Source organism: Acidobacteriota bacterium (assembly GCA_016715115.1).
In the GTDB taxonomy this organism is placed as follows: domain Bacteria; phylum Acidobacteriota; class Blastocatellia; order Pyrinomonadales; family Pyrinomonadaceae; genus JAFDVJ01.
On the sequence record JADKBM010000005.1, the window covers coordinates 1 to 26,973 of the forward strand.

Consider the following 26,973-nt stretch of genomic DNA (forward strand, 5'->3'; position numbering starts at 1 on the left):
GTCAAGGTAGAGGCCGCACATTGTCCGGTGGTCGGTCCGTAGGTTCCGTTCAGGTCAGAGCGATGTGATACCATCGCCCCCGTCCCGACCAAACCCGGTACGGTGGTCCAGTTATCGGCGGGATACGAGCCGTAAAGCGCCACGTTAACCGCGCCGTCGGGGTTGATCTGCGGATCGGGACGCAATCGATGCGCTGCCGTTGTAGTCTGCTTTTGAGAACAGGGTCGCGGATCCACCGGCGCGGCGGAAGAACCAGCTTTCAAGTGTTAGACCGTTTTATGAGGTTCAAATCGGGATTCGAGGAGACTTCGAAGTAATCATCGATGCCGTCAAAACTGAACGCCCGATCCACCTTGCCCGGCACGAACGTCGCCCCGTTTCGCAGCGCGCCGTGATAGCCGTTGGCGATATCGAAGACATTTCCGTCCATGACCACCAACTGACCATTCCGTTCGGTGCCGCGAGTGCAGCTAATCCCGCACATTCCAGCGCTGCCGGCGTCATAGATTGAGCGTTATCTCCAGCGGGGTCGAGCGTACGGTTGAAAATGGCGACTTCATCTATCAGGCCCGGGAAGAGATTCGCGGGGTCACCCAGAAACCGTGACCGATACGGGCGGCGCCCGGCACATAATTGAAATTCCGCGGTCGGCTTTCGCTGAAGCTGCCGTCCTTGCAGATTCGCTCGGTCGTGCTGTCCCAAGTGCGAGAATGTCCACATGTTGCGCTGACCGGCGTATTCGACTGCCAATCCGTATGCCGGTGTGATGAATAAATCCGGACAGTCGTCAAACGCCGATCGATTCCTTGCCCGTCGGCCCCGCTCCCAGCGGCCACGATATCGTATCGCCGACAGCCGTCAGGTAGACCCACGCCGCGATCGTGCCGGACGAATCGTTCAAAGAGTTGAAGTCAGGTGGGCAGACTAACGTAACTGCCACTACCCAGACCGTCCCTGCCCGACCTTCCCCGCCGTGAATGTCGCGCCGTTTTCCAAGTACCGTTGTTGCCACCTACGACGTCGGTCGTGTTGCGTCACCCGGCCACCAGCCGACCATTCCCGGTGGTGCCGGCGCGCACGTCGTTCCGGAACATCGAGGGCGGATCGCCCGGTCGCGGGCAACGGATTCGAGGCTCAGCCCGCTTCCCGGCTCCGCCGAACGAAAAAACCGCGGCATTCAGACCCGCGGCGTAGATAAAGCAAGATTGTGGTGGCGATCGTTGTCAGGATCGCAGGCCCGACCAGTCTGGATCGGGACCAGATTGTGTGATTCAACATAGCGATGTACACCTCCGCTACGAAAGTCCTTTGCAACTGTTGAACCAAAACACCGATCACCTGGCATTGCGGTTCGGGATCGGAAAGGTGATCAACGCTGGAACTTTTTCCCAAATCGTTGGGGAAAAGTTCCCATCGTTCGGTCGCCTGAAGGCGGAACTCAAACGAAAAAGGGACGAAGCCGAAGCCCCGTCCCAATCCCAAATCCCAAATCACAATTCCCCAAATCCCAAATCCCAAATCCCAAATCCGAAATCTCACTGTCCTCAGGCCACCTGAAGGCGGAACTCCAAACGAAAAAAAGGACGAAGCCGAAGCCCCGTCCCAATCCCAAATCCCAAATCACAATTCCCAAATTCTACTGTCCTTGTCCAAGACTGTATCCCGGCTTGCCGTCGAAGTTGTAGAGATGTTCGGTCTTGATAAAATCGAGTCCGGCGGCATTGAAGCAGCCGAGGAGATCGATCACCTGCCGGTGCGTGATGACCACATTTTCGTTGTCGCTCACAAAGCGGCAGCGCCAATGATCGACGCAGAACGTGTCGGACATTCCTTTGGATGAACTTTGGTTCCGCGGTTTGAAACCATTTGAAGCTTCAGGCCGCCGCCGTTGACTTTTTCGATCTCGGCGCCGATCGCATCACCCGCTCCGTAAAACTGCCCGTTCCACCAATTGACGAAAACGTCGACGCCAACGAGTTCTTTCTTTTGCGGCTCGCGGATCAAATAGATCGGTTTGCGGTCAGCTTCGGCGATCTCTTCGACCTTCTTGTATTCAACGGCCTTGAGCGTTTCCGGTTTTTGACCGAGACGGTCGACAACTGCCTGCGCGAATTCCTTCGTGCCGACCTTTTCTTTCGAGACGCCGTCCTTGAAGATGTCGTACGTGTGAACGCCGTCTTCGATCGTTCGCGACCAGGCATTGTGTACAAGTTCAGCGATGTCCGGCTGATTTAGGTGAACCATCATCATCATCGCGCCGAGGAAGAGTCCTGACGGATTTGCGAGATTCTGGCCGGCGCGGCGCGGCGCTGCCGTGGATCGCTTCGAACATCGAGATGTGCTCGCCGATGTTCGCCGAACCGGCGAGTCCGACGGAACCCGCGATCTGCGCCGCGACGTCGGAAAGGATATCGCCGTAGAGATTCGGCATCACGATGACATCGAAGACTTCCGGCGTATCGGCCATCTTGGCGGCGCCGATATCGACGATCCAGTGATCGGCTTCGATCGACGGATACTCGGCGGCGATCTCGTCAAAGACACGATGGAACAAACCGTCGGTCTGCTTCATAATGTTGTCCTTCATAAACGCCGTGATTTTTTTGCGGTTGTTGAGGACCGCGTATTCGAAGGCGTAACGGACGATCTTCTCGCAGCCCGGGCGGGAGATCAGCTTCAGACACTGCTCGACCATATCCGACTGGCGATATTCGATACCGGCGTAAGTGTCTTCTTCGTTCTCACGAACGATGACGATATCCATCACCGGATGCTTCGTCTTGATGAACAGGTGGTACGAAACGCACGGGCGGATGTTGGCGTAGAGGCCGAGCGTCTTGCGGACGGTGACGTTGAGCGATTTGAAACCGCCGCCCTGCAGAGATAAGCGATCGGCGCCTTCAGAAAAACCTTCGTTCGGCGCAGGCTCTCCACGATTCGGGCGCGATGCCCGCTGAGTTTCCGCTTAAATAGACCTTTTCACCGATCTCGATCTCTTCAATATCGATCCGCGCGCCAGCTTCTTTCCAAAATGTGCAGGGTCGCGTCCATGATCTCCGGGGCCGATGCCGTCCCCTTTCGCTACTGTAATAGCTGCGTTTGACATAATTTCTATTGGTTCCCTCTGTTATGAATTTGTAATGACGACTAAACGGAAGATTTTAGCGGAAATGGACGCAAGTCGCAAAAGCAGCCCGTTCGGGTCCCGTTCGGAAGTCCCGTTTGGAGTTCCGCCTTCAGGCGGCCTTAACCGGAATTACGAAGACTGAGATCAGCGAACGGCCGCCTGAAGGCGGTACTCCGGAACGCGTAACGAATCACTTCATATTCTTATCCAAAAAGTCCGCTACTAAAGGATAGAGTTCCAGCCGGTTTTGAGTTTCGAGATTCCGTGACCCTCGTCGTCGAAGAGTTTGTATTCGACGTTCGCGTTCCGGTCGCGCAGCTCTCGACGATCTGTTCGGCTTCCGTGTACGGGACGCGCGGGTCGTTCTTGCCGTGAATCACGAACAGCGGAGCTTTATTTTATCAACCTTTGCGATCGGCGAAATCGCGCGGAGAAATTCGATGTCGCGGTCAAGCATCCCATATTCGACCTCGCGCTGCCGCCGGCGTAGCCCAAGTGTTCTTCAGAAAAGTCTCCCAGTTGACGATGCCGACGGTGTTCACGGCGGCGGCCCAAGTCGGGATAGAGCGTGACCGCGGCCATCGTCATATAGCCGCCGTAGCTGCCGCCCATTACCGCGATGCGCTTCGGGTCTGCGCCGCCCGATTTCTTGAGCCATTCGACCGAATATGCAAGGTCCTTGACGGAATCTTCGCGTTTGCGGACGTCGTCAAGATGGGTGAACGTCTTCCCGTAGCCGGTCGATCCGCGGACGTTGGTCGCAAGGATCGCATAACCGCGCGAAAGATAATACTGATAGAGCGGATTGGATCCCGGACGTTCCTGGCCTTCTGGCCCGCCGTGAACGCTGACGATGACCGGGAGACCCCGACCTGCCAACACGGCGCCGACATCGCCGACCTTGCCGACCTTTTCCTTGACCGTGCGAACTGCCTCGCCGACCACTTTTTCAACCGTCGAAATGATCTTGTTGTCGGTCTTTATCAGTTGGTTCGCGGTTTGTAATACCAAGCCGGAATCTCGCGGCCGTCGAAAGTCTTGAACCCGATCAGTTCCGGCGTTGCGAACGAATCGGCGTCGATGCCCGCGCGGTCGCTCTTCGTGATCTGGGTCAGGGACTTCGACTCAAGATCGTGTGCCAGACGTCCGAATTGTGCTTCGAAGAATTGAACGTAAAACAGGCTTGAACCGTCCCCGGAAAACTCAGACCGCCGACGATGCCTTGCGCCGGAAGCTTGACCGTGGTCTCTTCGGGCCAGAATCCGTGTGATCAGCGGCTTGCCGTCGACTTCGTACTTGCGCAGACGCAGTTCCGAAAAACCTTCGCGGTTGAGCGTGTAGGCGAAATGGGAACCGTTTTCCGGGAATGTGACCCCTTCGACGTCCCAGTTTTCTTCGGGCCGGATCAGAAACGGCATCGGGTTTCCTTTCAGCCAGACGTTGTCCATCTGCACCATCGCCGCGAACTCGCGATCTTTGTTCGAGGTGAAAAGCGGCGAATCACCGTCCGGAAGTATCTCGACATCGCCGAACTGGCTCGCGTCCGTGTGCGGCGTCAGAAGCGTTTCGGTCTTCAACTGCGTGTCATAGAGATAGAGATTGTTGTCGAGGCTGAGTTCCGTGCCGGAGCGCGAAACAATCACACGGCGACCGTCCGAAGACGCTCCGGCGAACGAGTTGGATCCGTCGAACTGATAAACGATTTCTTCCTTGCCGTCCGCGACGGTCATCGCGTAGATGTCGAAATACTGCGGATTGCGTTTGTTCGACGCATAATAGATCTTCGAACCGTCGTCCGACCAACCGCCGAAATTGTGCCTGATCTTCGGCGAGGCCGTCAGTTCGCGAATGTTCGCGCCGTTCGCGTCCATCAAGAAAAACTGCGTGTTCTCGTCGCCGCCGCGCTCTTGCCGAAAACAAGCGCGCCGCCTTTCGGCGAGTAGCGCACGAACCCAACGTTGTCGTCGTAATTCGTAACCTGTTTCGGCGTTCCATTCGGCAGATCGATCATCCAGACCTGCGATGTTTCCCGATACGTTAGTCAGATAGAACAAGCGTTTGCCGTCGGTGCGATCGTCGGCGACGATGCCGACCGGATGTTCAAATACTGCTGGATCGTGTAGTTTTGCGCGCCGGCAACCACCGTCCAGCAAAAACGAAATGACGAAAACCCCAAAAAGTCGCTTCATACGAATACTCCTGAACTGATCTGTTTCGGCGATTATAAGCCAAAACGCGAGGAATTCGGATTCCTGATTTGGGAATTCAGTTTTTGGTTTCTTCATTCAGCCGAGTCGAAAAACAAATTCAATCAAAGCTCTTTCGACCAATCCGAAATCAGAAATCACAATTCCCAAATCCTTTAATGTTGACAAAAATGTAAAGATTACTAAACTTAAGTATTCGATAGGATTTACAGAGATGCCGAAAATTGCAGATATACAGGAAACACCGAACCCGAACGCCGTGAAGTTCATCTTGAAAGAGCCGGTCTCATGCGGGACCTCGCATTCGTTCAAAACGCCCGGAGACGCGGAAAACGACAAGCTCGCGGAGTCGATCTTTGACCTCGGCGACGTCGTCTCGGTGTTTTTATATGGACAAGATGATCACCGTCGAAAAGACGGACGATGTCGATTGGGACGATATTCTGCCGGTGCTCGCTGTTTCCGATCCGCGCGGCGGACGCGGTTTCGAAGAGCAACGAGGAAGCGGCGAAGGAGATCAGCGGCGCGATCAGCGCCGCGCTCGGCTTGATGATCCGATGGTTCGCGAGATCGGGCCATTCTCGACGAGCGCATCCGAACCATGCCTCGCGAGCGACGGCGGCTGGCTTGAGATCGTCGGATTCGAAAGCAAAACTCTCAAGATCCGCTACGAAGGCGCTTGCGCAAGCTGCCGAGTTCGTTGACGGGAACGCTGATGGCGATCAGGAATATGATCAAGGACGAGATCGATCCCGAAATCGAGGTCATCGCGGTTTAGGAACCGGAACTTAACTCTCATTCCGTCCGCCAAACAGGTTGTGCCGGAAGTCGATGAGTTCGACGGAGACGCTACCCGAAAATAGTCATCGTTAAACGTCACGACCGGAAGTGATAAACACCCGGCAACAAGGTTTCCGAGTCTAAAGTCTGGAAGGGTTTCCCAAGACCAAGATAAAAGCCCAAAGATCGGCACCCCAAGATCGATCCTCGAATCAGTCACCCGAAACATTTTCTTGACATCGTTTAACTCGAAATTGGTTTCACAAAATTTAAGGGCGGCTTACGCTGAAGTCGGCCGCCGTGTCGTCTCCAAAAAAGTTCAGAATCTGCATCAAACCGTCAGTCTTTTGCCCCCGTCTCATAAAGTACGTGTTTTCAATTGCAGGAGAAAAATTGCTGAATAGTGAAGAACTCGAACGAAGTCCGAGAACCAAATTCGAGAGTTATCTCAAGGATATCGTTGCCGGTATGCGGCAGGATGTATCCGAGTTCAGAAGATGGTCGAAACGGAATTCGAAAGCATAAGTCCCAAATGGATGACGCGCTGAAAGTTTTCAGAACGTTTCGCGACCGAAAAGGAACTTGACGCGGCATTCACGGAGACCGTTGTCAAGCATCTTCGCCTTGCCCGCGACGAGGGCGCGCGCATCACCGCGACCGCCTTTGCCGAAGCTGAGGAATTGCAGAAGGAAGAAGCCGCCGCGACCGACTCGTCACACGTTGGGAGCGAGATTCGCGATGCAATTCGCGACATCAGCAACAAGTCCTCAATCGGCGATGCGGAAATCGCTCTCGTCGCACACGCCTCGAACTTCACGCCGCGCGGTGCGATTTTCATCATCAAGAACGAACATCTTGTCGGTTGGCGCGTCTTCAGAACCGAGGCCAACTCAGACGACAGAACAGTTCGCGAAGTGTTTTTCCGGTCGGCAGTGATACTTTGCCCCGGCGAATCTGGCCGCGTGAACTGAAAGCCGTTGAGGCCGCATTCGGCACCTACGCCGACGATTCAGTGTTCCTTAACCGGCTCGAGTTTGGAAAACCTGACCGGATGTATGCGATCCGTTGATCGTCCGTGAACGCACGGTCGCCGCGTGCTTTACGCCGGACTATGGAAACGAAGGTTCGAACGTCAACATCGAAGCCCTTGAAGCCCTCGTTCAGGTTGCGGGACTGACGGTCGAGATCTCCGCGTCCGCCCGTTCAGCAAAAGCCCATCACGAATCGGAACTGCATGATGAATCCGAGTATTCGAGGTCGATCGGAGATGTTGCGCCCGCCGCATCGATCAATGGTTTCGAAAGTACGGATACAAATTTGGGATCCTCATATTCTTTCACCGAGCCGGTAATCTCCGGAGCACGGGAAAACGCCCGCGACGAGAGCTTTCCGACGACGGAGACGTTCGACGAAGATCGCTATTTGATGCGCAAAGCTGGTTGACGAAGGGGTCACTTCCGAGCCTGAAACGGTCGAGGAAGACACTTATTCAATGCGCGAAACCGTCGAAGAAGAGAGCTCTTCCGCACCTGAAACAGTTGAGGAAGAGAGCTACTCGATGCGCGAAACCTCCGGATCATATGAGTTCGCGACCGCACCCGGAGGAAGTGGCTTCCGCCGAGTTCGATCAGGCTGAGCCGATGTCTTCATTTGACTTCGTGCCGACCGAGGATTTTCCGGCAGCCAGCGAGTTTGAGCAAGCTTCTGAATGGAGTGAGACCGTTTCTGTCCCGGACGATTACGCCGCCGAAGTTCGAGTCTGCGGAGTTCGAATCGTTCCAACCTCAAGTTTGAATCCGAACCCGAGCCCGCCGAGTTTTCGGCGCCCGCCGTCGGCGAGTATGAGTTTGAAAGCGTTCCGTCGGCATCCAACGTTGAATTCGAGTCGACCGCGCCGGTCTTCGAGCCCGCGACTTTTGAAACGGCTCAGTCGTTCGATGTCGAGAATTTCAATGCCGGCACTACGCCGGTCGCTGAAGTGGTTCCTGAGCCAATCGTTGAGGTGGTTCCGGAGCCCGTCGTTGCTGCGCCGGCGAATGTTCGGACTCGCTTGAGCGAACGCAACGTCGATCTTCCGATCGAGGTTTCGGAAGACGAACGCCGTCTGCATAACGATGCCCGCCGGTTTGCGCGACTGCTGGTCTCCGAGATCAAGCTTTTACAACGAGCAAAAAGGTCAAGGAAGGCCGCGAGGCGAACGACCTCTACGAAAAACGCCAAAGCGATCGATCGATCGCGGAGATGTACGACAAGCGCGTTCAGCCGCCGGTCGCCGAAGTTTGATTATTTCCATTACGAACTGGTCAGCAATCTGGCGGAAGGCGACGAGGGCAAGCTCGGATCGTCATACGTCGGTACAACTATCTAGTTCCGGAAAACCAGAGCAAAGCAAAAAAGTCCCGTGTCGACGTCGATCGTCGCACGGGACTTTTTCTGCCGTTTGGTAAGCGGCGTCGATCAAGGCAGCCGCACGAGAGGTTAACGAAACACGCGCGAAATACCCGAAAGACAGGATGGACAATTGACATCTTTCGCAAACGCGCAATCTGCGAAAAACGAACCGGTCATCGGCAAAAGAAACTTCGTGCGATCTTCGTGTCGCTTTGTGGTTGAACAGACAGCACGTTCGCGTGATGTTTCGCGAAAAACAGAATCCCTAAACGCGCAATCTGCGAAAAACGAACCGGTCATCGGCAAAAGAAACTTCGTGTGATCTTCGTGTCGCTTTGTGGTTGAACAAAACGCACGGCCCGAGAATCAGATCACACCTTTCGTCGTCATATGTCCCCACATCCAGGCGCCCGAGCCGGCATCGCCCTTCGAGCCGCCTTCTGTCCCGGCAATACCACCGTGCGTCGTATTGAATTTTCCGGGCACATAGTTGACGCCCGTTTCAAATTTTTGGCGCATGTCGGAAAGACCGACGCCCAGATCCCTTCCTTGCTAAGCGCTTCCGCGTGATAGCAATTCGTCACATTGCTCGGCACGACGTTCAGGAAATCGGCCGTCGAACCGTCCTGATCTACGGGATCGAACAAAGAAGAGGTGCGTCGATATTGCGCCCGAACCCCGAATTCTTCAGGTCGATCGCAACCTGAACGCAGGCCATCGCCGCGACTCCAGCCGACCAGATAGATCAGGCCCGAACCCGCACGAATAAAACTCGTCGCGTTGTCGGCCATTGTCCGGATATTGATCGAGCTCAAGCTCCAGGAGATCGTGGCCGGTCCGGGGATATACAGTTTGGACGATTCCTTCGTTTGTTGGTAAGCGTTCCAGACGTAATACTTGTAGTTGTTCTCGCCGAGGATCGTTGGCGAACTACCTTCCATCGCAATAAGCATAATCAACTCCTGGTTCTTTGGGTGTTTGGCTAGAAATCAAAATAGATCATTCATCATCGTCTGCAAACTCCGAAATTCGAGGACGGATAGACTTAGAGCCTCACTCGGTCACCTCAAACTGTACGAATTGGGTTGCGATCTTCACCTTTCCGTGGCGAGATTGTCGAAAACGATGATCTGCAGCACGTAGTCGCCTGCCTCGATCTTGCCTGCTGACTGATCGCGCCAACGGATTTCGCCCGCGCGAAATCCGACTGCCCGCCAAGATCAAGCGGGATTTGCTTGCCATCGAGCACGAGTTTTCGATCCCGAAAGACGCGAATCTGAGTTGTGAGATTCGGCCGCTTTGCGCCGTCGAGTCTGGCGTTGTAGATCTCGAACCCATAACGCAGAACGGACCCGCGCTTGAATCGACGCGTTGAAGTGTCATCCATCGGATCGGTCGTTCCCAATTTGGCGTCCGGTTGACCGTTGACGAAGCTCTTCCATTGCTCGACTGTGAAATTCTCGAGAACGATGCCCGAAATGGTCAAGCGGTTCTTTTTCAGATTGGGAACTTCGATAAACTGCGACGCCGAACCGACCTTATTCGCCTGACTGTCGCGGATCGCGATGCGAAACTGATACGCGCCGGGTTTCTTCACCGGAAAAGTAAAATGATAGACGAATCCGTCCCGCTGAATCTTCTCATATCCGAGAGCGTTCGTGCGGAGCGTGTAAGTCTTTGAGATCTGATCGACCGGCTGGCCGTTGTCGCCAAAACTCACGGCGAGAACATCGAAGACAGCTTTTGACGCCGTTCGGTTCATCCGTGAACAGATCGTCGGCCTTCACGTGCAGCAATGAACGGACATATGTCCCCTTTTCGTCGAAGCCAAAGAGCGTGTTGAGCCGGAGCGAAATGTCATGACCGCGAACGGCGAAACGAGCGCCTTTTGGATCGCCTGAACCGGAGTCTCGGCCGTCGTCGCTTTCGGCGTTTCCTCACCCGCGACGTTGATGAAACCGCTGCGGTAGCGAACCTTGACGCCGGGCCGTTTGACGCGGACGTCGAGTTTGTTGAATTTGCGTTTTTGCTTGTCGAACGTGTCGTCGTCCGGTTGGTAACCGATCAGATAATAGCGCTGGTCGTCGAGCACGCGTTTGACACCCTCACTCAAGTCGTTGTTGTTGACGACCGCCATTCCGCCGGTTTCGCGGGCGGAAAGACGAGGCCCTCCTGCGTGTCGAAAAGCTCGCGGCTGCGGCTTGAGATCGCGTTCCTGATCGAATCCGCGCTCGGCGATACGATCTGGTCCTGCGCGTTGATCCCGGTGGTCTGCAAACCGCGCGCATCGACCGTGTAAAAGACGACAGATGCGCGATTCGCGAGATCGACGAGCTGCCGCATAAAGTCGAAAACCTGATAATTGTCGGTCGTGCCCTTGCGTGTCGCGAGGAAATAGCCGGATTCCGTCGGAGAACAGGATGACGGATTTTCGTCCCGGAGTTTCGCCCATCGCGCTGACGACAAAACGCAGCGCACCAAGCGTTCCGACGGCAAACGAAGCATTCGAAAATCGTCGAAACCGGTCAGGAATTTCTTCTCGTTTTCGATGTCTTCATCCGCGATCGTATCGTCGCCCGCGGCCCTCAGCGTTTCATTTGTGGTCGGTTCGATCGGAGCGAATGCGCCGATGTTTCCGCGTCCGAGCGGATACCACTTAACCTTGTCGATCGCCGCGTAAAGCTGTGCTTTGTTGGACGTAAACTGCTGAAGCGCGCCGATTCCCGCGCTTGTGCGGATGATCGCCACGAGATCGCCGTCGCGCATTTGCTCGTCGACGTATTTCTTGAGCGACCGGCGGACGTAATACGCGCTTTCGAAAGAGAGCGAGAGATCATCGACGACAAGCGCGATCGTCCGACGGATCTGGTCGGAACGGATCTCGACCGGCGGCACGGGAACGGCGATCTTGTCGATCGATTTCACCGGCTCGACCGTTTCGCGAACGCTCGAAAAGAAAGAGAAATTCGAGATTTCCTGTTTTTGTCCGTTTTCGAAGATCTCGAAATCTTCGGCCTTCAGGTCGCTGACGATCTTTCCTTTCGAGTCGGTCACGGTGACGTCGATCTGAACGAGCGTGGTCGTGATCTTGACAACATCGTCCGACGGCGGCGTCGGCGACGGAGCCTGAGAAAATGAGATCGAGCACCACAGAAAGAGAAGCAATAGTGAAACGAGAATTCTGATCATTGCGACCTCATCAAGAAAACGGATTCGGATATCGCGCGGTTCTTGGTATTATATAACGAAATCGGTTCTTGCCGTACAATCGTCGAGCCCCGGACAACCGTCGTTTCAGACGAAACGTTTCGAATTCGCGATTGAGTCGGCTTTCCCCGACAAGAATTTCTGGCTGCGAAAAACATCATTCGCGGATGTCCAGACAAATCCCCGAGACATCAAAGCATCGAACCACCGGAGTTTTTATCAATGCCGAGTCTGATTAGTAAAAAGCATAATGTGAGATCGCTCGTGACGGTCTTTGTTTTTGTCTGCGGACTTCTCGCCGTGCCGTTGACGGCGAGTTGTTCGGGGTTTGGCCCGGAAATGAGCGAGTCAGACGCTGAAGGTTTTGCGCGATATGACGCGCGACAACAAATTGCCGCCCGAGGGTCTCGTGCTCGACATCGAAAACCGCTTTTGCGCGTCCGCGCGGGCGTGTTGGCGAAGCTTCTCCGGGCGCGGATCAAGTTTGAAAACAAAGATTATGAGGAGCGCAGGCGTTGCTCAACTCGGACATCTTCAAGCAAAGACAAAGCTTGCCGACTACGCGCTTTGGTTGCGCGGCCGCGCGCTTCAGGGCGCCGGACGACACACGGACGCGATGAACGTCTTTTCGAGTCTGATCAGGGATTATCCGACATCGCTGCGCGTGCGCGAATCGAAAGTCCTCTGGGCGAACTCGGCGATCTCGGCTGGTCAAGCCGCGCAGGTTCCGGCATTCCTGGCCGAATTGAACGATAAAAACCTTGCCGCCGCGCTGCTCGCAACAGCAAGATCGTACGATGCGGCCGGCAATCAGGCCGAGGCGATCCGGTTCTTCCGCCGCGTCTATTTCTTCGGCGCCGGTTCGCCCGAGGCGAAAGAGGCCGAAATGAAGTTGACGCTGCTCGGCCAGTCTCTCGCACCGTTGACCGCGGACGAAGCGGCGACGCGCGCCGACAAGCTTTTCGCGGCGAACAATTTCGCCGATGCGGATAAGGCCTACGCAGAACTGATGCTGAGTTTCCCGAGTTCTTTGAGCGCCGGAGCGCAGTTGAAACGTCTGACGACGCTCGCCAACGTCAAAAAGATGTCCGATGCGGCGCTCGCTTTCGCGTCGATCCCGGCGAACGCGGTTGAAAAAGAGAGCGCCTATTACGAACTCGCGCTCGGTTACGCCCGCAACAAACTCTGGGCCAACGCGAAGACGACGGCCGAGGAAATGCGCGCCCGGTACCCGAACGGGAAGCTGACGCCAAAGACGTTCTTCGATCTTGGAATGGCGGCCCGCGACGCGCGCAACAAGCTCGACGAAAGCTATTTTTTGCGCACCGCGGTCGCGGCCTATCCGAACTCCGTCGATATCGCCAAAGCGCAGTTCGAACTCGCCTGGCTTCAGCACGAAGCGAAGAACTATCAGATGTCCTCGGAGATGTTCACCGAGCATCTCGCGCGATATGTCGACAAGGATTCGACGAATCGCGGCAAGGCCGGTTACTGGGCGGCCCGCGATTCGCAACTCGCCGGAAAGATCGACGCCGCCTGCGCACTTTATGACGCCGTCATCTATCGCTATGGAGCGAATTGGTACGGTCATCTTTCGATCCAGCGGATCTCGGCGCTTCGGTCGCAAAGGAAAATGTCAGGGAACGCCGAATTTCCCGGCCGGATCGCTCATACCGAAGGCGGCCGCGAATCTGAAGATCGTTACCGTCGCGGCTGAAACTGCGGGGAACGCGAACTCGAGCGCGCCGAAAAAATCGGACGATCTGAGCGTCGTCGGACTGTTCGAATGGGCGATCGACGAACTGAAGGAAGCGCGCCGGACGACGCCGACCTCGCCAAAGATCAATCTCGCGCTTGCGCGCCATCATCGTCTGAAGGGCGAACAGGCTCCGGCGCTGCTCGCGCTCGCCAAGAGCTATCCCGATTATGCGCAGATGTTTCCCGAGGAAATGGGCCGCGAGGAATGGGACATCTTCTATCCGCTGACGAATTGGAACGACATCAAATACTGGGCGGCGCAACGCCGGCTCGACCCGTACCAGGTCGCCGGCTTTATCCGCCAGGAGACGATCTTCGACCCGCGCGCCAAATCGTCGGCGAACGCCTACGGAATGATGCAGCTGCTGCTTCCGACGGCGCGGGCGGTCGCCAAAAAGTACAATCCGGAGGTCGGAACGGTGACCGTCGATATGCTTTATCAGCCGACGCTCAACATTGAACTCGGCACGGCGTATATCCGCGATCAGTATGACAAGTTCGGCCGCGTCGAGTTCGTCGCCGTCGCCTACAACGCCGGTCCGGGACGCGTGCCGCAATGGACCGCGACGCTTCCGGCGGAGATCGACGAATTCGTCGAGTTGATTCCGTTCAAGGAAACAAAGGGCTACGTCCAGGGCATCATCCGCAACACCGCGCAATATCGCAGGCTCTACGACGAGAACGGCAATTTCAAGCCAAACGTCGGGACGCGCGTCCTGCGGGGCGAGATCGACTCGAAACCGCGCGACCAGTTCACCGCCGAAAATCCGGACGTCGTTCTCGACGACAGCCGGAACGGCGAGTGATGTGACAAGCGTCCCCGCACTGGAGCGCAAGCGTCCCCGCTTGCAATGAGCGCGGAGCGCGAAAAAGCGGTTTGCCGTCAGGCGCGTCGGATTTCAAAGGCCGCTACGGCGTTCTACGCCGTTTGCAAGCGGGGACGCTTGCGCTCCAATCAGATTGCGCTCCAGTCATTCACTCGAACCTGAACCTCTTCGGCGCGACGACTCCTTTGGCTTCCTCGTTGTAGTAGTCATACACGACCGACGGCGCCGACTGTGCATTCAAACCGAATCGTGGTCTGAAGCTGAACGCCATATTCAGCGGCTTTTCCGGCCAGAAATAGATCACGACCCGATCCGGCAGAATGTCGAAGCTGCTGAGCGCGCCTGCGTTCCTTGCCCGAACCAATCCGGCACGATCAACCTCTGCTCCGGGCGGAAGACCGACCTCGGCAATTGCCATTCCCCAATACCGGAACCGGCTTGCGGCGTTTACCCTGCAAACGATCTCTTCGCCGATCTTGCCATTGAGTTTGTCGAATTCGACATCGAAGTCAAAAAAGCGGTTGTCCGACGGCGCGGCTTCCCAGTCGACAAAATGGGTCGCAACTGTCTGCGCCAGCAAAAACTCGGAAGTCTCTGACCTGATCTCTATTCGGTTGCGTTCACCGACAAGGAATTTGGTCGCGACGACGACCAGCGGTTTGGCAAGGGTGGCACCGGCGAGCGGAACTTCGGCCAATCTGCGGCCGTTAACGAAGATCTCGGCTTTTCGGTCGACCTTGTTGGCGGGCCTTGAAACCGCGGATTCGAAAAGGACGAGCGCGTCAAGAACGTTGACCGTCGTCTGAGTCGAATGCCAAACTCCGTATCGGTCCTTGGACCTCAAGAGAAACAAAACGGCTCCGGACTTCAGGTTTTCGAATCGAGCGGATTCTTCGCCGCTTTTCATATTTGTGAAAGCCTGAAGAGCGAGCGCCGTTGTTTCGATGTTGGCCGCGGTTCCCCAGCCTCCGAACGGCGTCTGCGATGTCGTCCAGTACACGCCCCCGGATTCGGGAATCGCGAGCATTTCAAGCCTGCCGAGCGCGGCCGCTGCGGTTTGTTCATCGCCGAGTGCCTGCGCCGCCAGCGCGAGATTAGCCACAAGATATCCGTCCTTCGTTTCGTTCAACGTTCTCAAAAGAAACGCTGCGCCGCGTTTCACGGCAAGCCTGATCGGTTCATCGTCGCGCGCCGTCTTCGTCAGTGAACGGAGCACATAAGCGGTAGTTGCGCTTTTTTCGCGTCGCTTCGATTCCCAACTGCCGTCTTCGCCTTGCCTCGCAAGCAGCCATTTCTCAGCCTTTTCGACCCTTTGTTCGTCCACGTCAAGAAACGCGCCCGCTTCGCTGAGAAACCGGAGAACATACGCCGTCAGCGCAACATCCGGTTCGCCGCCGTTCCAGTAACCAAAGCCCGTGTCGGTCTGATAGTTCAGAAGTCTTTTGTAGCCTTCATCCAGAAATACCTTGGCTTGATTCCTAATCCGCGGGTCGATCTCGCGGCCGAGTTCCTTCTCGATTCTCAAGATCAGAAGGTTCGGATAGGTCGATGAAGTCGTCTGTTCACCGCAACCGTAAGGACGCTTCAAAAGGCCATCGACCGATTCGGCGACGTGAGCGAACATATTCGGGTAAAGCTTGATCTCGGCCCGTCGCGTAGCCGGAAAAGAATTCGCCGGAAATTCGAGGTCGAACGAGGTTTCCTTCTGAAACAGGCTGGACTTGGACTCGACAATTTCCTTTCCGTTCGGCCGGACGGTGACCGGTTTTTCCACCGCGTCTCCGTCTTTACCCGCAAGCGCGGTTACTTTCTGTTTTCCGTCAACGACCGGAACACTGGCACGGAAGCGGAACACGCCGCTACGAGTGGAGTTCGAGGGAATTTCGAGTTTTTGCGACCCGCCATCAAGTGCCTGCGACCAGTCGTTGGGTGCCAGCGCGACTGAGACCTTCTTTGCACCTTTTGTGTAGTTTCGAACCGGAACCGGCAGTGCGATTTCGTCTCCCTCGGTCAGAACGCGGGGCGGTTCGAGTTCAACAAAGAATGGCTGGAACGTCATAAGTTCCTTTTCGACGACACCGAAAGCGCCGCTCGTATCTGATCCGACGACGTACATTTTCCAGGTCGTCAGACTATCCGCCATCTTGAACTTCAATTCGGCTCGTCCCGATTTGTCGGTGACGAGCTCCGGGGACCAGACGAGAGTCTCCGCAAAATAATCGCGGACGCGCGGGGTGAAGATGGAAGCGGCCCTCGATTCGCGGGGTCCGGTTTTGACGGCATTGACCGAGTTGCTGATCGAGGCATCGGTGGTGTTCACCACGTCAGCAAGAGCCGTAACCTCAACCGTCGTCGTAACATCGCCAACTTCGAGACCTGCATCGATTTCGGTCAGTGCACCGGCTTCGATGGAAATGTTCATTATGACCAAAGCCTTGAAATAGCTCGATTCAACACGTAGCTCGTACTGGCCCGGCGTAAGATCGGGGACAAGAAACTCGCCTTCGGCGTTTCCGGTGACCTGCCGTTTTGACTTGTCGGCGTTGGCGGTGACGGTGATAGTCGAACCGGGAATAACGGCGCCGTTGGCGTCGAAGACAGTACCACCGAGCGCTCCGAAGCGGCTGCCCGCCAGCTTTTGCCGATCGATCTTGGACGCGACCTGCGAGAGTGTGGACCGGTTGAGGTCTTCTTCGCTGATCGCGCCCGAGAACGACGCGAGGTCGAAATCATCAAAGTTGCCCTGAATCCCGTCCATTCCGGCGCTGCGCACGGCGAACATCAGGATCTTTTGTTTGACGACAGTCAGCTTCTTCGATTCGAATCGGTAGACGTTCGCGAGTCGCGATGAAGACTTCTGCCGAACGTAATAAGGGCGCCCGAAAGCATCCTTGACACCCGCGAGATCAAAACCGCTCTTGGCAAGAGCGTTGTTCATCTCCCCCTCATTCAACGGGAAAGTCTTCGATTGCGCGACGTATTTGTTGAAACCCTTTATAAGATTGGCTTTCGTGGCCAAGAAATAATCCGAACGGTTCGTCCAAACGACAAAATCGTCATTCGGAAGAACGCCGGCGATCCCGGGATTTCCATCGGGACCGTCGCTTCGAACCGCGAGAACGTAGTTCGTTCGTTCGACATAGAAATCGAATCGATACGGCCGGCCGAACGGGTCGCGCAGCGTCTCGAGATCGAGACCGCGTCCCTTCATCTCGGCGGTCAGCGTCGGAAGATCCGTGATGAAGCCGTTCGTGCTCCCGGTGTACTCGCGCATCGCGGCGTCGATCGCCCTTCCGACCGGCGTAAAGTAACGCCAGTTCGATCGCGAAAGGCTAAGGTCGTCGTTCGTTCCCGAAGTCTTGTCCGGCCCGAGGCTCCAGATGTCAAGAGTCAGATACTCCCGTTCGACCCGGAAATCCGTTCGAAACTCGTTCCCCCAAGGGTCGCGCAACGAACTGAAGTCGACGTTCTGCGAACGGAGGAATTGACGAAGCCGATTTTCGTCGGTTGGAAAAGGCTGGGTTTTTTCGAAGATGTCAGTTTGTTCGAGGGCATCCGCGACCGGCCTTATCGTTTGGCGCATCCGGTAATCGAAGACCTTGGCGAGATCGTCACGAAAACTGCGGCTGCGGTCGATCCGCGGCTCGTATCTATCGTTTGCGAGTCCGGCCTCGAGCGCCAGTTCGAAATCCGGTTCGAGCGGCTTTTTAAGATCGAGATTCGAAATATCCCGCTTTGCGAATCCGCCAAACATCTTTTGCGTCCCGAGAAGGTCCTCGATGCCGCTTGTAAAACTCCGGTTCAGGAACGGATTGTCGTCCAGTTCGCTTTCAGTTCGCGCGCGCTCCTCGACCGCACGGTCGAGCACGAGAACGCCGAGCGCCGTTTCGCGCCCCTCTTTAACGCCGTCGCGGCGCGCCCGGAACCTGACCGAAACATCCTCGCCGGGGCGAAACGTGCTTTTGCCGGTATCCGCGTCTATGTTCAGATAAATCGGCGTTGGGTAAATGATCTCGCGTCGGCCGATGATCAGGTTGTCATCTTCTTCCCAGAAATACGCTGCCACAGTCAGGTTTTTGGTGAATTCAGGACTATAGGGCAGAACGAGCGTGGCTTGGCCGGCGTCGAGCTTGACCTGCGTCGAATAGAGCAGGCGGTAATCGTCGGTAACATCGAGAAAGACGAGCCCCCTCCGCTCGCTCGATTTGACCGAGACCCTGATCGGTTCACCCTTGCGATAGGCGATCTTGTCGGTTTCCACGGTCACCGCTGGCCGGTCGTCGATATCGATGTCTTCCTCCAGGCTCCCCGACACGCGATTGGCGTCATAGGCGACGATCTTCAATTCCAGATCTTCGCTATCCGAAGGCGTTGCCGGCAGTTTCAAACGCGCGACCCCGTACTTGTTCGTTCTGGTTTTCGCCAGAATATCTCCGAGCTCCGTCGCCATCTTATTGCCGTCAAGATCCGATTCGACTCTTCTGAAGACGCCGACCTCGCACGATGCCGGAGTTCCGTCCGGATAGAACGTCGTCACGTAATAATCCAGAGGAAGGCGAGAGCTGCGGTTCCAGGTAGATCCGCCGAGATAGACGTGGATCGGTTCGCGCGAAACACGCACCTCGAAAGCGCGCGATTCGGACCGATTTGTCGACGCATCGGTGACGATCGCCGTGAAGCGTAGGTCGTCAAACCTTTTGTTCAAGTTTTTCGCCAGATCATCCAGGGATTCTGTCAGATCGATCTCGGTCGAGAATTTTCCTTCGACGTCGAGCTCGCCGCGAATCTCCTGAAACTCATCCTGGCGCGGCGCAACGATTCTGACGGTTCCGGCCGGAACCGGTTTTCCGAACAGATATTGGGCATTGATCGCGATCCGGGAGAGCGGCTGGTCGGGAAGATAGAATTTGCGGTCCGGTTTGGCCTCGACAAAGAAAGCCGGCAGATCGTAGCGTGTGATCTTGATACGTACTGACGCGATTGTGTTGTCGTCGAGGTCCCTGACGTTGATCTCATAGTCTCCCAACCGAACGCCGTCGGGAATCTTCCACGATACGGAAGCGAGACCGAAGCGCGAAGTCGTGACCCTTTGTGAAAACGCGGTTTCGTCCTCTGAGCTGTTGCTGATCTCAATTGTGACCACCCCGCCGTCGACCGGTTTTAGGTTTGGAATGTAATGATAAAGCCGCATATTGACGGTCTGCGCGGGCTGGTAGATCGGCTTGTCGGTCGATATTGAGGCATAACGGAGAGACGAGCCCCGCAGGTCGACGCTGACGTTGCGCGTCAGCCCGCCCTTCGAACCGGCGACCGTCAGATCGAGATCGTCGTATTCTCCGAAAGTCGGCAGATCGAACTCGAGCGTCGCCGAGCCTTGTGAATCGGTGATCGATTGTGCTTTAAGCGGTTCCTCGCGATTTTCGATCTTGATCTCGGCCGAGATCGCAACACCGGCAACCGGCTCGTCCGTCGCCGGACTCGTCGCGAGCACGCGGGCGCGGAAGATCTGTTCGCCAAAGGCGAAATTGGTGAATGCCGTAACCTCGAACACTTCGGGCAGAACCCGCGAGAGGGAAACGATCCCAGTCGTCTTCGGTCCCGTTTCGGGAGCGATCTCATAACGCAGCCGATACCAAAGAAGCGCGGGATCGTCTCGTGCGGTTTCGTCAATCGAGATGGCCGCGCTGACGATTTGCCGGCCGCTTCCGATCCGTTGCACGTTCTCGGTCTTCCCGGCCACGTGATCGTCCGGGGTCAGGATTTCGAGCTTGACGATTGCCGAAAGCTCGCTGCCTGGATTATCGAGCGCGAGCTTGACGTTCGCCAACGTATCGACTAGAGCGACACGGGTATCCGACTCGTTGACCTCGACACCGGAACGCACAGTCTGTCCGAAAACGGACCCTGCAAGAAGAACTGCGATGAAAAGCAAGATTGAACGTCGCATATCGTTTGATCCTCCCCGACTGGAGCGCAAGCGTCCCCGCTTGCAAACGGCGTAGAACGCCGTAGCGGCCTTTGAAATCCGACGCGCCTGACGGCAAACCGCTTTTTCGCGCTCCGCGCTCATTGCAAGCGGGGACGCTTGCGCTCCAATCAGATTGCGCTCCAGTCATTCACTCGAACCTGAACCTCTTCGGCGCGACGACTCCTTTGGCTTCCTCGTTGTAGTAGTCATACACGACCGACGCCGGGGTTTGGGCGTTGATCGCGTAGCGCGGTTTGAACGAGAAGCCGAATTTCGTTCCGCCCGGTCTCGCCCACATATAGACGATGATCCGGTCCGGCAAAACTTCGTAACGGCTGAAGCTCCAATCATCTTTGAGCGCCTTGTCGAGCGACTCGCGCGAGACGTCCGCGCCGGGTGGGATGCCGATCTCCGCAAGCAGCATTCCATAACCGCGGAAGCCGATCCGTTCGGCCTCGACCGAGCAGGTCACCTTATCCAAGATCTTCCCGGTCAAAGTGTCGCACGCGTAATCGAGCCTGATCGCGCGTGAATCGTTGAAGTTTTGGTTCGTCGAAGCCGAGTCCTTCCACGGAATATAATGCGAACGGACGAGCTGCGCCATAATCTGCGAATCGACCGAACCCGTAACGCCGACCTGGACGCCGGGCTTGATATGGCCGGTAAGGTCGATCGTCACCGGTTCGATCTGATCGGTCGGAATGTCGATCGTTCTCAGAGTTTCGCCGCCGACCGTGACCGTCAGCTTTTGCGCCGAAGGTTTCGACAGCGCAGCAAGAAATGCGTCAAGTACGTTGATCGTCGTCTGCGTCGAATGCCAGACGCCGTAGCGGTCCTTGTTCTTGAGCAGGAATGTCGTCGCCCTGGGGATTTGATCTTGGGACTTCGATCTTAGATCTTGGTTAAGAGTTTGCGATTGCTGGAGCCGAACCAACAACTGCACGACGAGCGCCGTCGTCTCGATCCTTCCCGGCGTTCCCCAACCGTAAAACGGCGTGTTTGTTTCAAGATTCCAATAAACGGTTTGGCCTTCGGATTTGGCGAGCTGCACGAGTCTTTCAGCCGCCTCGCGTGCGGCGTCCGTCTCGCCGGCATCGAGCGCCGCGAGTCCGTAGAGCGCGAGCGTGTACGGCTCGTCAATCTCGGCGTTTCGCGTCTTGAGATAACCGAGCGCTTTCTTCAGCGCTTCGACCGACGTTTTCGAATCGGACCGCGTCATCGCCAAAGCCCGCGCCGCGTAGGTCGTCAGCATTTTCGTCCGGCGGAAATCCTCTTCTTTCTCCCAACTGTGTTTTTTTCGTCCAACTGCCGTCCGCGCGCTGCTGTTTTATCAGATACTCGCGCGCCTTTGCGATCAACGACTCGTCAACCTCGACAAACGCCTTCGCATCGGTCAGGAACCGAAGCGAATATGCCGTCAGCGCGAGGTCCGACTCGGACGTGCCGCCCCAATACGAAAAGCCGCCGTCCGACGATTGATAACCGACGAGACGCTCGTAACCGCGCCGGAGATTTTTCAACGCCATGTTCATAACTGGCGATTTGGGATTCGTGATTTCGGATTTGGGATTCATCCCGGAAACAAACTTCAGAATCATCAGATTCGGATATGTCGACGAAATGGTCTGTTCGCCGCATCCATACGGTCTCTGCAGCAAGCCTTCGACGGATTCCGTGACGTGCGCCATCTGGTTCGGGAAGATCTTGAGCTCGGCCTTCTGCGTTTTCGCGAGCGCGTTGGCGGGGAAGTCGAGATCGAACGCCGCGGAACCGTTGAACAGACTCGATTCCGCGCGGACGATCTCCTCGCCGTCGGGCCGGACCGTGACCGGCTTTTCAATTGCGTCTGAGTCGGTCTGCGCGACCGCCGTGACGCGTTGTTTGCCGTCGGTGACCGCCTGATTTGCTTTGAATCCGAAGATCGCGTTGGCGGATGAATTCGTCGGGACTTCGACGGTCCGCCGGCTTTGATTCGGTTCGATGAACGCGAACCAATCGGCGCGATCCATCGTGACCTCGACCTTTTGCGTCTGCGGCGTATAGTTTCGAACCTGCGCGGGCAAAAGGATCTCGTCGCCGACGGTCAGGAACTTCGGCGGATCGAGGTCGACAAAGAACGGCTGGAAGGCCTTGACGCTCGTCTCGGCGAACCCGACGCGCCCCTGTTTGTCGGACGCGACGGCGTAGATCTTCCACGTCGTGATGTTATCCGCGAGGCGGTAGCGGATCGCGATCTTGCCGTCCTTCTCCGTCACGATTTCCGGAACGAAAAGAAGCGTTTCCGGGAAATACTCGCGAAGGCGCGGCGTCGCGCGCACGGGTTCGGCGCGCGACGGTCCGCCTCCGCCGCTTTTCGTGACGACCCTCAGTCCATCTACCTTAAAGACATTTTCGGAACCCGACGCGCCGTCGATTTGAAATCCTGACTTTTGCGGTTCGATTCGCAGCGAAAGAACGCCGCCCGAAATTATCCTCGGTATGCCCGCGAACCCGGTCCTTGAGATCGTTGTCGAGATCTTGGTCTCGGTCGCGTTGATCACGTTGGTCCCGGCGAAAACCGTCACGACCTCGTTGACCGCGCCCGCCTCGAGCGTCACGTTGACCTCCAACAGTTGTTCGGCGCTGAGAGAAATCTGGTTGACGATCGTGTTTTTGAATCCCGGCGAGGCGACGCGCAACGAGTATATTCCGGCGGGAAGTCCGGTTTGCAGAAATGCGCCTTCGGCATTGGTGCTTGTAATGGACTCGGCCGCCGTTTCGGAGTTGATGACCCGCACTTCGGCGCCGGCCACGGACGCCTTGTTCACGTCCGTCACGACGCCGAAAACGGCGCTCTTGCCGTTTGCAAACACGGTTCGCGGCACGACCAATTTCGGTTTTGCGTCCTCACGCACCTGTTCAGAAAGGATTCCGGAAAAGGCCGCGATATTGATGTCGTAATAATCATCCTTCGTGCCGTTTTCACCGAGGCTGAGTATTCGAAACGTCCCGATCCGGCGAGTGACGGGGGTGATCGAAAGCGTCTCGCGCAACGGCTCGCCCTGTTTCGCGACGTTCTCAATCGTGACCCGGTCGGCGAACATCGATGTTTCTTCGTAATTGAAATAATAGGGCCGTCCCCAACCGTCGCGGAGCGCTTGGAGATCGACGCCTTTGGTCTTTATCAGCGAGAGAAACCCCGCCTCGTCCGCGGGAAACGTCTTCGTTTCGGCAACATAGCGGGCGAGTACTTCGTCGATTTTCTTTTCGAGATCAGCGAAATAGTCGGAGTAATAATTTAGGACATAGAAATTGTCGTAGTCCTCGTCCGGTTTCTCGCCATCGCTCTTTATACTCGTCCTGAAACTGCGGTTATACACGCCGAATTCGAATCGGTAAGGCCGTCCCCAACGGTCGATCAGAGATTCGAGTGAGATGCCTTTTTCAGCAAGCGCCGCGCGGAGCGTTTCGGTGTCGCGAACGAATGCCCCGGTTCGGGTTTCATAAGCCTTGATCGCCTCGACGATCGCGATTCCGGACTTCTTGAAGTAGTCGAAAGAGATGCCGGCCGCTCTGAAGTCGTCAAGGTCGCCAAATCGCTTGTTCGGTCCGGCAGAGTTGATCGCGATCAAATTGTCGCCCCGCGACACAATAAACTGCGCCTTGAACGGCATTCCCCAGGGATCACGGAACGAATCAAAGTCGATTCCGGCTTCGCCGAGGATTCGCCGCAAACCGATGTCGTCGGTCGGATGATTGAAGTCCTTCTTGAAACGATCGTCAAGCGCCTTCAGAAGCGCTTCGAACTGCTTCTTGTGCCGCTCGGTGAACTCGTATTCGGCCTTGACGGAACCGCCGCCCGAAGAGTCGTAATCGACCGTCCAATCGGCAAAGCGCATCTCGGCGAACAACTGCATCCGCGGCGTGATCTCGGCATCGGCCAATTCATTCCAAGTGTTGCCGTCAAATCCCCGGAGGCTCGCAAAGATGTCCGGCGCATCGCTTGAACGCGCGTCAGTCCGGGCGCGTTCCTCGACGGCCTGGTCGACGACGACGATCCCGAGCGCGGCCTGCGCCGCTTTTTTGTCAAAGCCCGCGACCTCGAAGCCGAGTCCGGCCTCTTCGTTCGGCCGGTACGTTTCGCGTTCGGACTTCGCGGTGACGTTCAAGCGGCGCGGGTCCGGAAAGACGACGCGCCACGCGCTTTCGGCGTCTTCGTCACCGCCCTCGATATTGGCCGCGATCGTCAAGAACCCCTTGAATTCGGGACGAAAAGGCACACGCAGCGATGCTCGACCGTTCTTGGCTTTGACACGGTAAGACACGAGCGTCGAAGATTCCTTGAGAATGTCGACGATGATCGATTCGGACGGTTCGGACGAAAGCAGTTCGATCTTGAGCGACTGGCCTTTGCGATAGATCGAACGGTCCGCCGTGACGCGAATCTGCCGTTCGTCCTCGTCCAGTTCGTAACCGAATTTTTCGGTTCCGGTCCGGTTTTCGGCGTCGCGCGCCGCGATTTTGATCTCAAGGTCGTCAAGGTAATTGTCGTCGGCGCGTTTCGGAACCAAAAACTCGGTCTTTCCGGCGCCGTCCGCGCTTGTCCGGAACGTTGCGATCGGCCGCGTTGCCGATTCATCCTCATATTTTCCGGTGACGTCGACATCGCACGCGATCGGTTTGCCGTCCGCGGTGAATGTAGAAACGTAGAGCCGGTACGGGATCTTCGGACTATGATCGGAATAGCGGCGGGCCTTGTTGACGTAAACGTGGATCGGTTCTTTCGAGATCCGCAGGTCGAATCGTTTCTGCTCGGTCCGGTTCGTCGATGAATCGGTAAAGTATGCGGTGAAATTCAGATCTTCGAACTTCGAGTCTTCGTCGTCCTTGAACTTATCCTGCGCCGGGCCGAGGTCGATCTTTGCCTTGTATTTGCCGCCGGCGCCGGTCGCGCCGGCGTACACGGCTTCTTCCTCGATGTCCCATTTCTGTTCGCGGTAATTCCAGTTGCGGCTGCCCTCGCGCACGACCTTGACCGTGCCGGACGCGACCGGTTTTCCGAAAAGATACATCGCGTCGACGCTGACCTCGGCCACGCGCTGATCGGGAAGATAGAAGTCTTTGTCAGGCGATGTCTTGACGACGAAGTTCGGCAGTTCGTAACGTGAAACCTTGAATGAATGGCTGTCCAAACGGAATTCGGCCTCGTCCGAGTCCGCCTCGACCGAATAGGTTCCGAGTTTGGCGTTCGGCGGGATTTGCCATTCGATTGCGGCGATGCCGTATTCCGAAGTCTTGACGACTTGGCGGCTTAAGACAGTGCCGTCCTCGTCCTCGACCGAAAGCGTCAGGTCGAGCCCCGATACGATGGTTATCGACGAGTCCTTCAGTTTCTCGCGCATCACGAGCGCGCGGGCGTGGAACGTCTGACCGGGCTGGTAGATCGGTTTGTCTGAAGTGAAATAGACGTTCGTGCGCTCGTTGCGGGCATTCGGACTCGTGTCGCCCGTATCGGTCAGCCCGTTCTTTTTGCCGGTCACATCGACGTCGGTGCCGGAATACTCGCTGTCGAAACGGATCGAATCGGGAATCAGGAATACGATTTCCGCAAAGCCGTTCGCATCGGTGCGGCCTTCGCCCTTGAGAACGAGTGTGTCGTCTTCCTTGTCGGTTTCCAGTTCGATCTCCAGCTCGGCAGTGACATCGACATCGCCGACCGCCTTATTGGTGATCGGATGATATGAATTGATGCGAACCGGAAACCGTGCGCCGGCGTGGATCTCCTCGATGTTCGCGATCCGGAGGGTAAAAAGTTCGGGGACGATCTCGGAGACCGAGACGATGCCATCGAGCGACGTTCCGCCCTGTGAGATCGAGTAGCGTACGCGCTGCCATATCAGCTCGTTGACGGTGGCGTCGGCGTCGATCCGGAGAGCGGCTTCGATCTTGTTGGTTCCGCTTTTTAGTTTGTAGAGCGAATTCGTTTGGTCGAGAATCTTATCCGTTGAATCCAGCAGTTCAACCTTCACCCGGGCGTCGCCCGCCGCGCCGCTTTCGACCGGAAGAGTGACGGTCATCCGGCCGGTCTCGGTTACGGCGGCAATACTCGATTCGTTGATCTTAATTGTCTGCGCGCTGGCCGTTCCGGCCAGAATCAGGAACACTGCGACTGCGAGGAGATATTTCACGCTCATTGATTAACTCCGATTTCCGAAGGACCAAATTAACCCGCTTGAACTTGCAAAGTGTGATGAGGCGAGAGAATTGAATGGTTGCTTTTACAGTGCAGAGTGCAAAGTGCAAAGTGCTTAGTCGCGCTTTCGAACTATGCACTTTGCACTCTGCACTTTGCACTGATTCCGCTCTGCACTCTAAAGGTTCTTCTCAACGAAGTTCGTCATCATCTGATACATATGCTTGGCCTGTCTCGGATTGACGACGCCGTGGCGTTGGGTCGGATATTTCATAAATTCAAACTGCTTGCCGGCTTTCTGAAGCTCGAATATCAGTTTGGTCGCATTCTGCATATGAACGTTGTCGTCGATCGCGCCGTGAATGATCGAAGTTTGCCGTTCAGATCCTTGGCGTTGGCGATGACCGAACCCTTGGCGTAACCGTCCGGATTGTTCTGCGGCGTCCGCATATAGCGTTCGGTATAGATCGAATCATAGAGCGCCCAATCTCCGACCAATCCGCCGGCGATGCCCAGCTTCAGCGTCTTCGTGCGGG

Annotated in this window: 17 protein-coding genes and 3 pseudogenes; 5 read left to right on the forward strand and 15 right to left on the reverse strand. The window is 56.3% G+C overall.

Annotated features, from left to right (window positions below; all coding sequences use genetic code 11):
• Positions 1–259: 259 nt before the first annotated feature.
• The 5 genes and pseudogenes from IPN69_07920 to IPN69_07940 all read right to left on the reverse strand — a co-directional run bounded on the left by IPN69_07920 (position 260) and on the right by IPN69_07940 (position 5,316).
• Positions 260–430, reverse strand: coding sequence for a hypothetical protein (locus IPN69_07920; protein ID MBK8810647.1), 171 nt, complete (start codon positions 428–430; stop codon positions 260–262).
• A gap of 704 nt (positions 431–1,134) precedes the next feature.
• On the reverse strand, positions 1,135–1,518 hold the full coding sequence (locus IPN69_07925; GenBank protein MBK8810648.1) for a hypothetical protein: 384 nt from the start codon (positions 1,516–1,518) through the stop codon (positions 1,135–1,137).
• Positions 1,519–1,636: 118 nt separating this feature from the next.
• Positions 1,637–3,106 (reverse strand): annotated as a pseudogene (locus IPN69_07930) (NADP-dependent isocitrate dehydrogenase).
• A gap of 211 nt (positions 3,107–3,317) precedes the next feature.
• Positions 3,318–4,138, reverse strand: a pseudogene (locus IPN69_07935) (S9 family peptidase).
• Positions 4,111–5,316, reverse strand: coding sequence for a PD40 domain-containing protein (locus IPN69_07940; GenBank protein MBK8810649.1), 1,206 nt, complete (start codon positions 5,314–5,316; stop codon positions 4,111–4,113). The pseudogene IPN69_07935 and the gene IPN69_07940 overlap by 28 nt, the downstream one beginning before the upstream one ends.
• Positions 5,317–5,548: 232 nt before the next feature.
• On the opposite strand from IPN69_07940, the gene IPN69_07945 reads away from it, so the two are divergent.
• The 4 genes from IPN69_07945 (at position 5,549) to IPN69_07960 (ending at position 7,557) form a co-directional block, all read left to right on the forward strand.
• Positions 5,549–5,884: a NifU N-terminal domain-containing protein gene (locus IPN69_07945; protein MBK8810650.1), complete on the forward strand. Its 336-nt coding sequence runs from the start codon at positions 5,549–5,551 to the stop codon at positions 5,882–5,884.
• A 7-nt stretch (positions 5,885–5,891) separates the two neighbouring features.
• A complete protein-coding gene (locus IPN69_07950; protein MBK8810651.1) occupies positions 5,892–6,038 on the forward strand; it encodes a NifU family protein in 147 nt (48 codons plus the stop codon).
• A gap of 756 nt (positions 6,039–6,794) precedes the next feature.
• Positions 6,795–7,085, forward strand: coding sequence for a hypothetical protein (locus IPN69_07955; protein ID MBK8810652.1), 291 nt, complete (start codon positions 6,795–6,797; stop codon positions 7,083–7,085).
• Between the two features lie 94 nt (positions 7,086–7,179).
• The gene (locus IPN69_07960) at positions 7,180–7,557 is read left to right on the forward strand and encodes a hypothetical protein (protein MBK8810653.1); all 378 of its coding nucleotides are present in this window, start codon (positions 7,180–7,182) and stop codon (positions 7,555–7,557) included.
• 295 nt (positions 7,558–7,852) lie between these two features.
• On the opposite strand, the gene IPN69_07965 is transcribed toward IPN69_07960, so the two are convergent.
• From IPN69_07965 to IPN69_07985, 5 genes are all read right to left on the reverse strand, one after another.
• On the reverse strand, positions 7,853–8,224 hold the full coding sequence (locus IPN69_07965; GenBank protein MBK8810654.1) for a hypothetical protein: 372 nt from the start codon (positions 8,222–8,224) through the stop codon (positions 7,853–7,855).
• Positions 8,225–8,891: 667 nt separating this feature from the next.
• Positions 8,892–9,458 (reverse strand): hypothetical protein, encoded by a 567-nt coding sequence (locus IPN69_07970; GenBank protein ID MBK8810655.1) that lies wholly within the window; start codon positions 9,456–9,458, stop codon positions 8,892–8,894.
• Between the two features lie 113 nt (positions 9,459–9,571).
• Positions 9,572–10,267: a hypothetical protein gene (locus IPN69_07975; GenBank protein ID MBK8810656.1), complete on the reverse strand. Its 696-nt coding sequence runs from the start codon at positions 10,265–10,267 to the stop codon at positions 9,572–9,574.
• 21 nt (positions 10,268–10,288) lie between these two features.
• Positions 10,289–10,642: a hypothetical protein gene (locus IPN69_07980; protein MBK8810657.1), complete on the reverse strand. Its 354-nt coding sequence runs from the start codon at positions 10,640–10,642 to the stop codon at positions 10,289–10,291.
• Positions 10,615–11,694, reverse strand: coding sequence for a VWA domain-containing protein (locus IPN69_07985; GenBank protein MBK8810658.1), 1,080 nt, complete (start codon positions 11,692–11,694; stop codon positions 10,615–10,617). Before IPN69_07985 ends, IPN69_07980 begins: the two co-directional genes overlap by 28 nt.
• Before the next feature lie 502 nt (positions 11,695–12,196).
• On the opposite strand from IPN69_07985, the gene IPN69_07990 reads away from it, so the two are divergent.
• Positions 12,197–13,429, forward strand: a complete 1,233-nt coding sequence (locus IPN69_07990; protein MBK8810659.1) for a tetratricopeptide repeat protein — start codon at positions 12,197–12,199, stop codon at positions 13,427–13,429.
• A 1,016-nt stretch (positions 13,430–14,445) separates the two neighbouring features.
• Here IPN69_07990 and IPN69_07995 read toward each other — a convergent pair.
• From IPN69_07995 to IPN69_08015, 5 genes and pseudogenes are all read right to left on the reverse strand, one after another.
• On the reverse strand, positions 14,446–20,244 hold the full coding sequence (locus IPN69_07995) for a carboxypeptidase regulatory-like domain-containing protein (GenBank protein MBK8810660.1): 5,799 nt from the start codon (positions 20,242–20,244) through the stop codon (positions 14,446–14,448).
• 169 nt (positions 20,245–20,413) lie between these two features.
• The gene (locus IPN69_08000; GenBank protein MBK8810661.1) at positions 20,414–21,517 is read right to left on the reverse strand and encodes a hypothetical protein; all 1,104 of its coding nucleotides are present in this window, start codon (positions 21,515–21,517) and stop codon (positions 20,414–20,416) included.
• Positions 21,402–26,438, reverse strand: coding sequence for a carboxypeptidase regulatory-like domain-containing protein (locus IPN69_08005; protein ID MBK8810662.1), 5,037 nt, complete (start codon positions 26,436–26,438; stop codon positions 21,402–21,404). The genes IPN69_08000 and IPN69_08005 overlap by 116 nt, the downstream gene beginning before the upstream one ends.
• 177 nt (positions 26,439–26,615) lie before the next feature.
• Positions 26,616–26,822: pseudogene (locus tag IPN69_08010) on the reverse strand (prolyl oligopeptidase family serine peptidase).
• On the reverse strand, positions 26,750–26,973 hold a 224-nt coding region (locus IPN69_08015; protein MBK8810663.1), incomplete at its 5' end, for a hypothetical protein. The pseudogene IPN69_08010 and the gene IPN69_08015, both read right to left, overlap by 73 nt.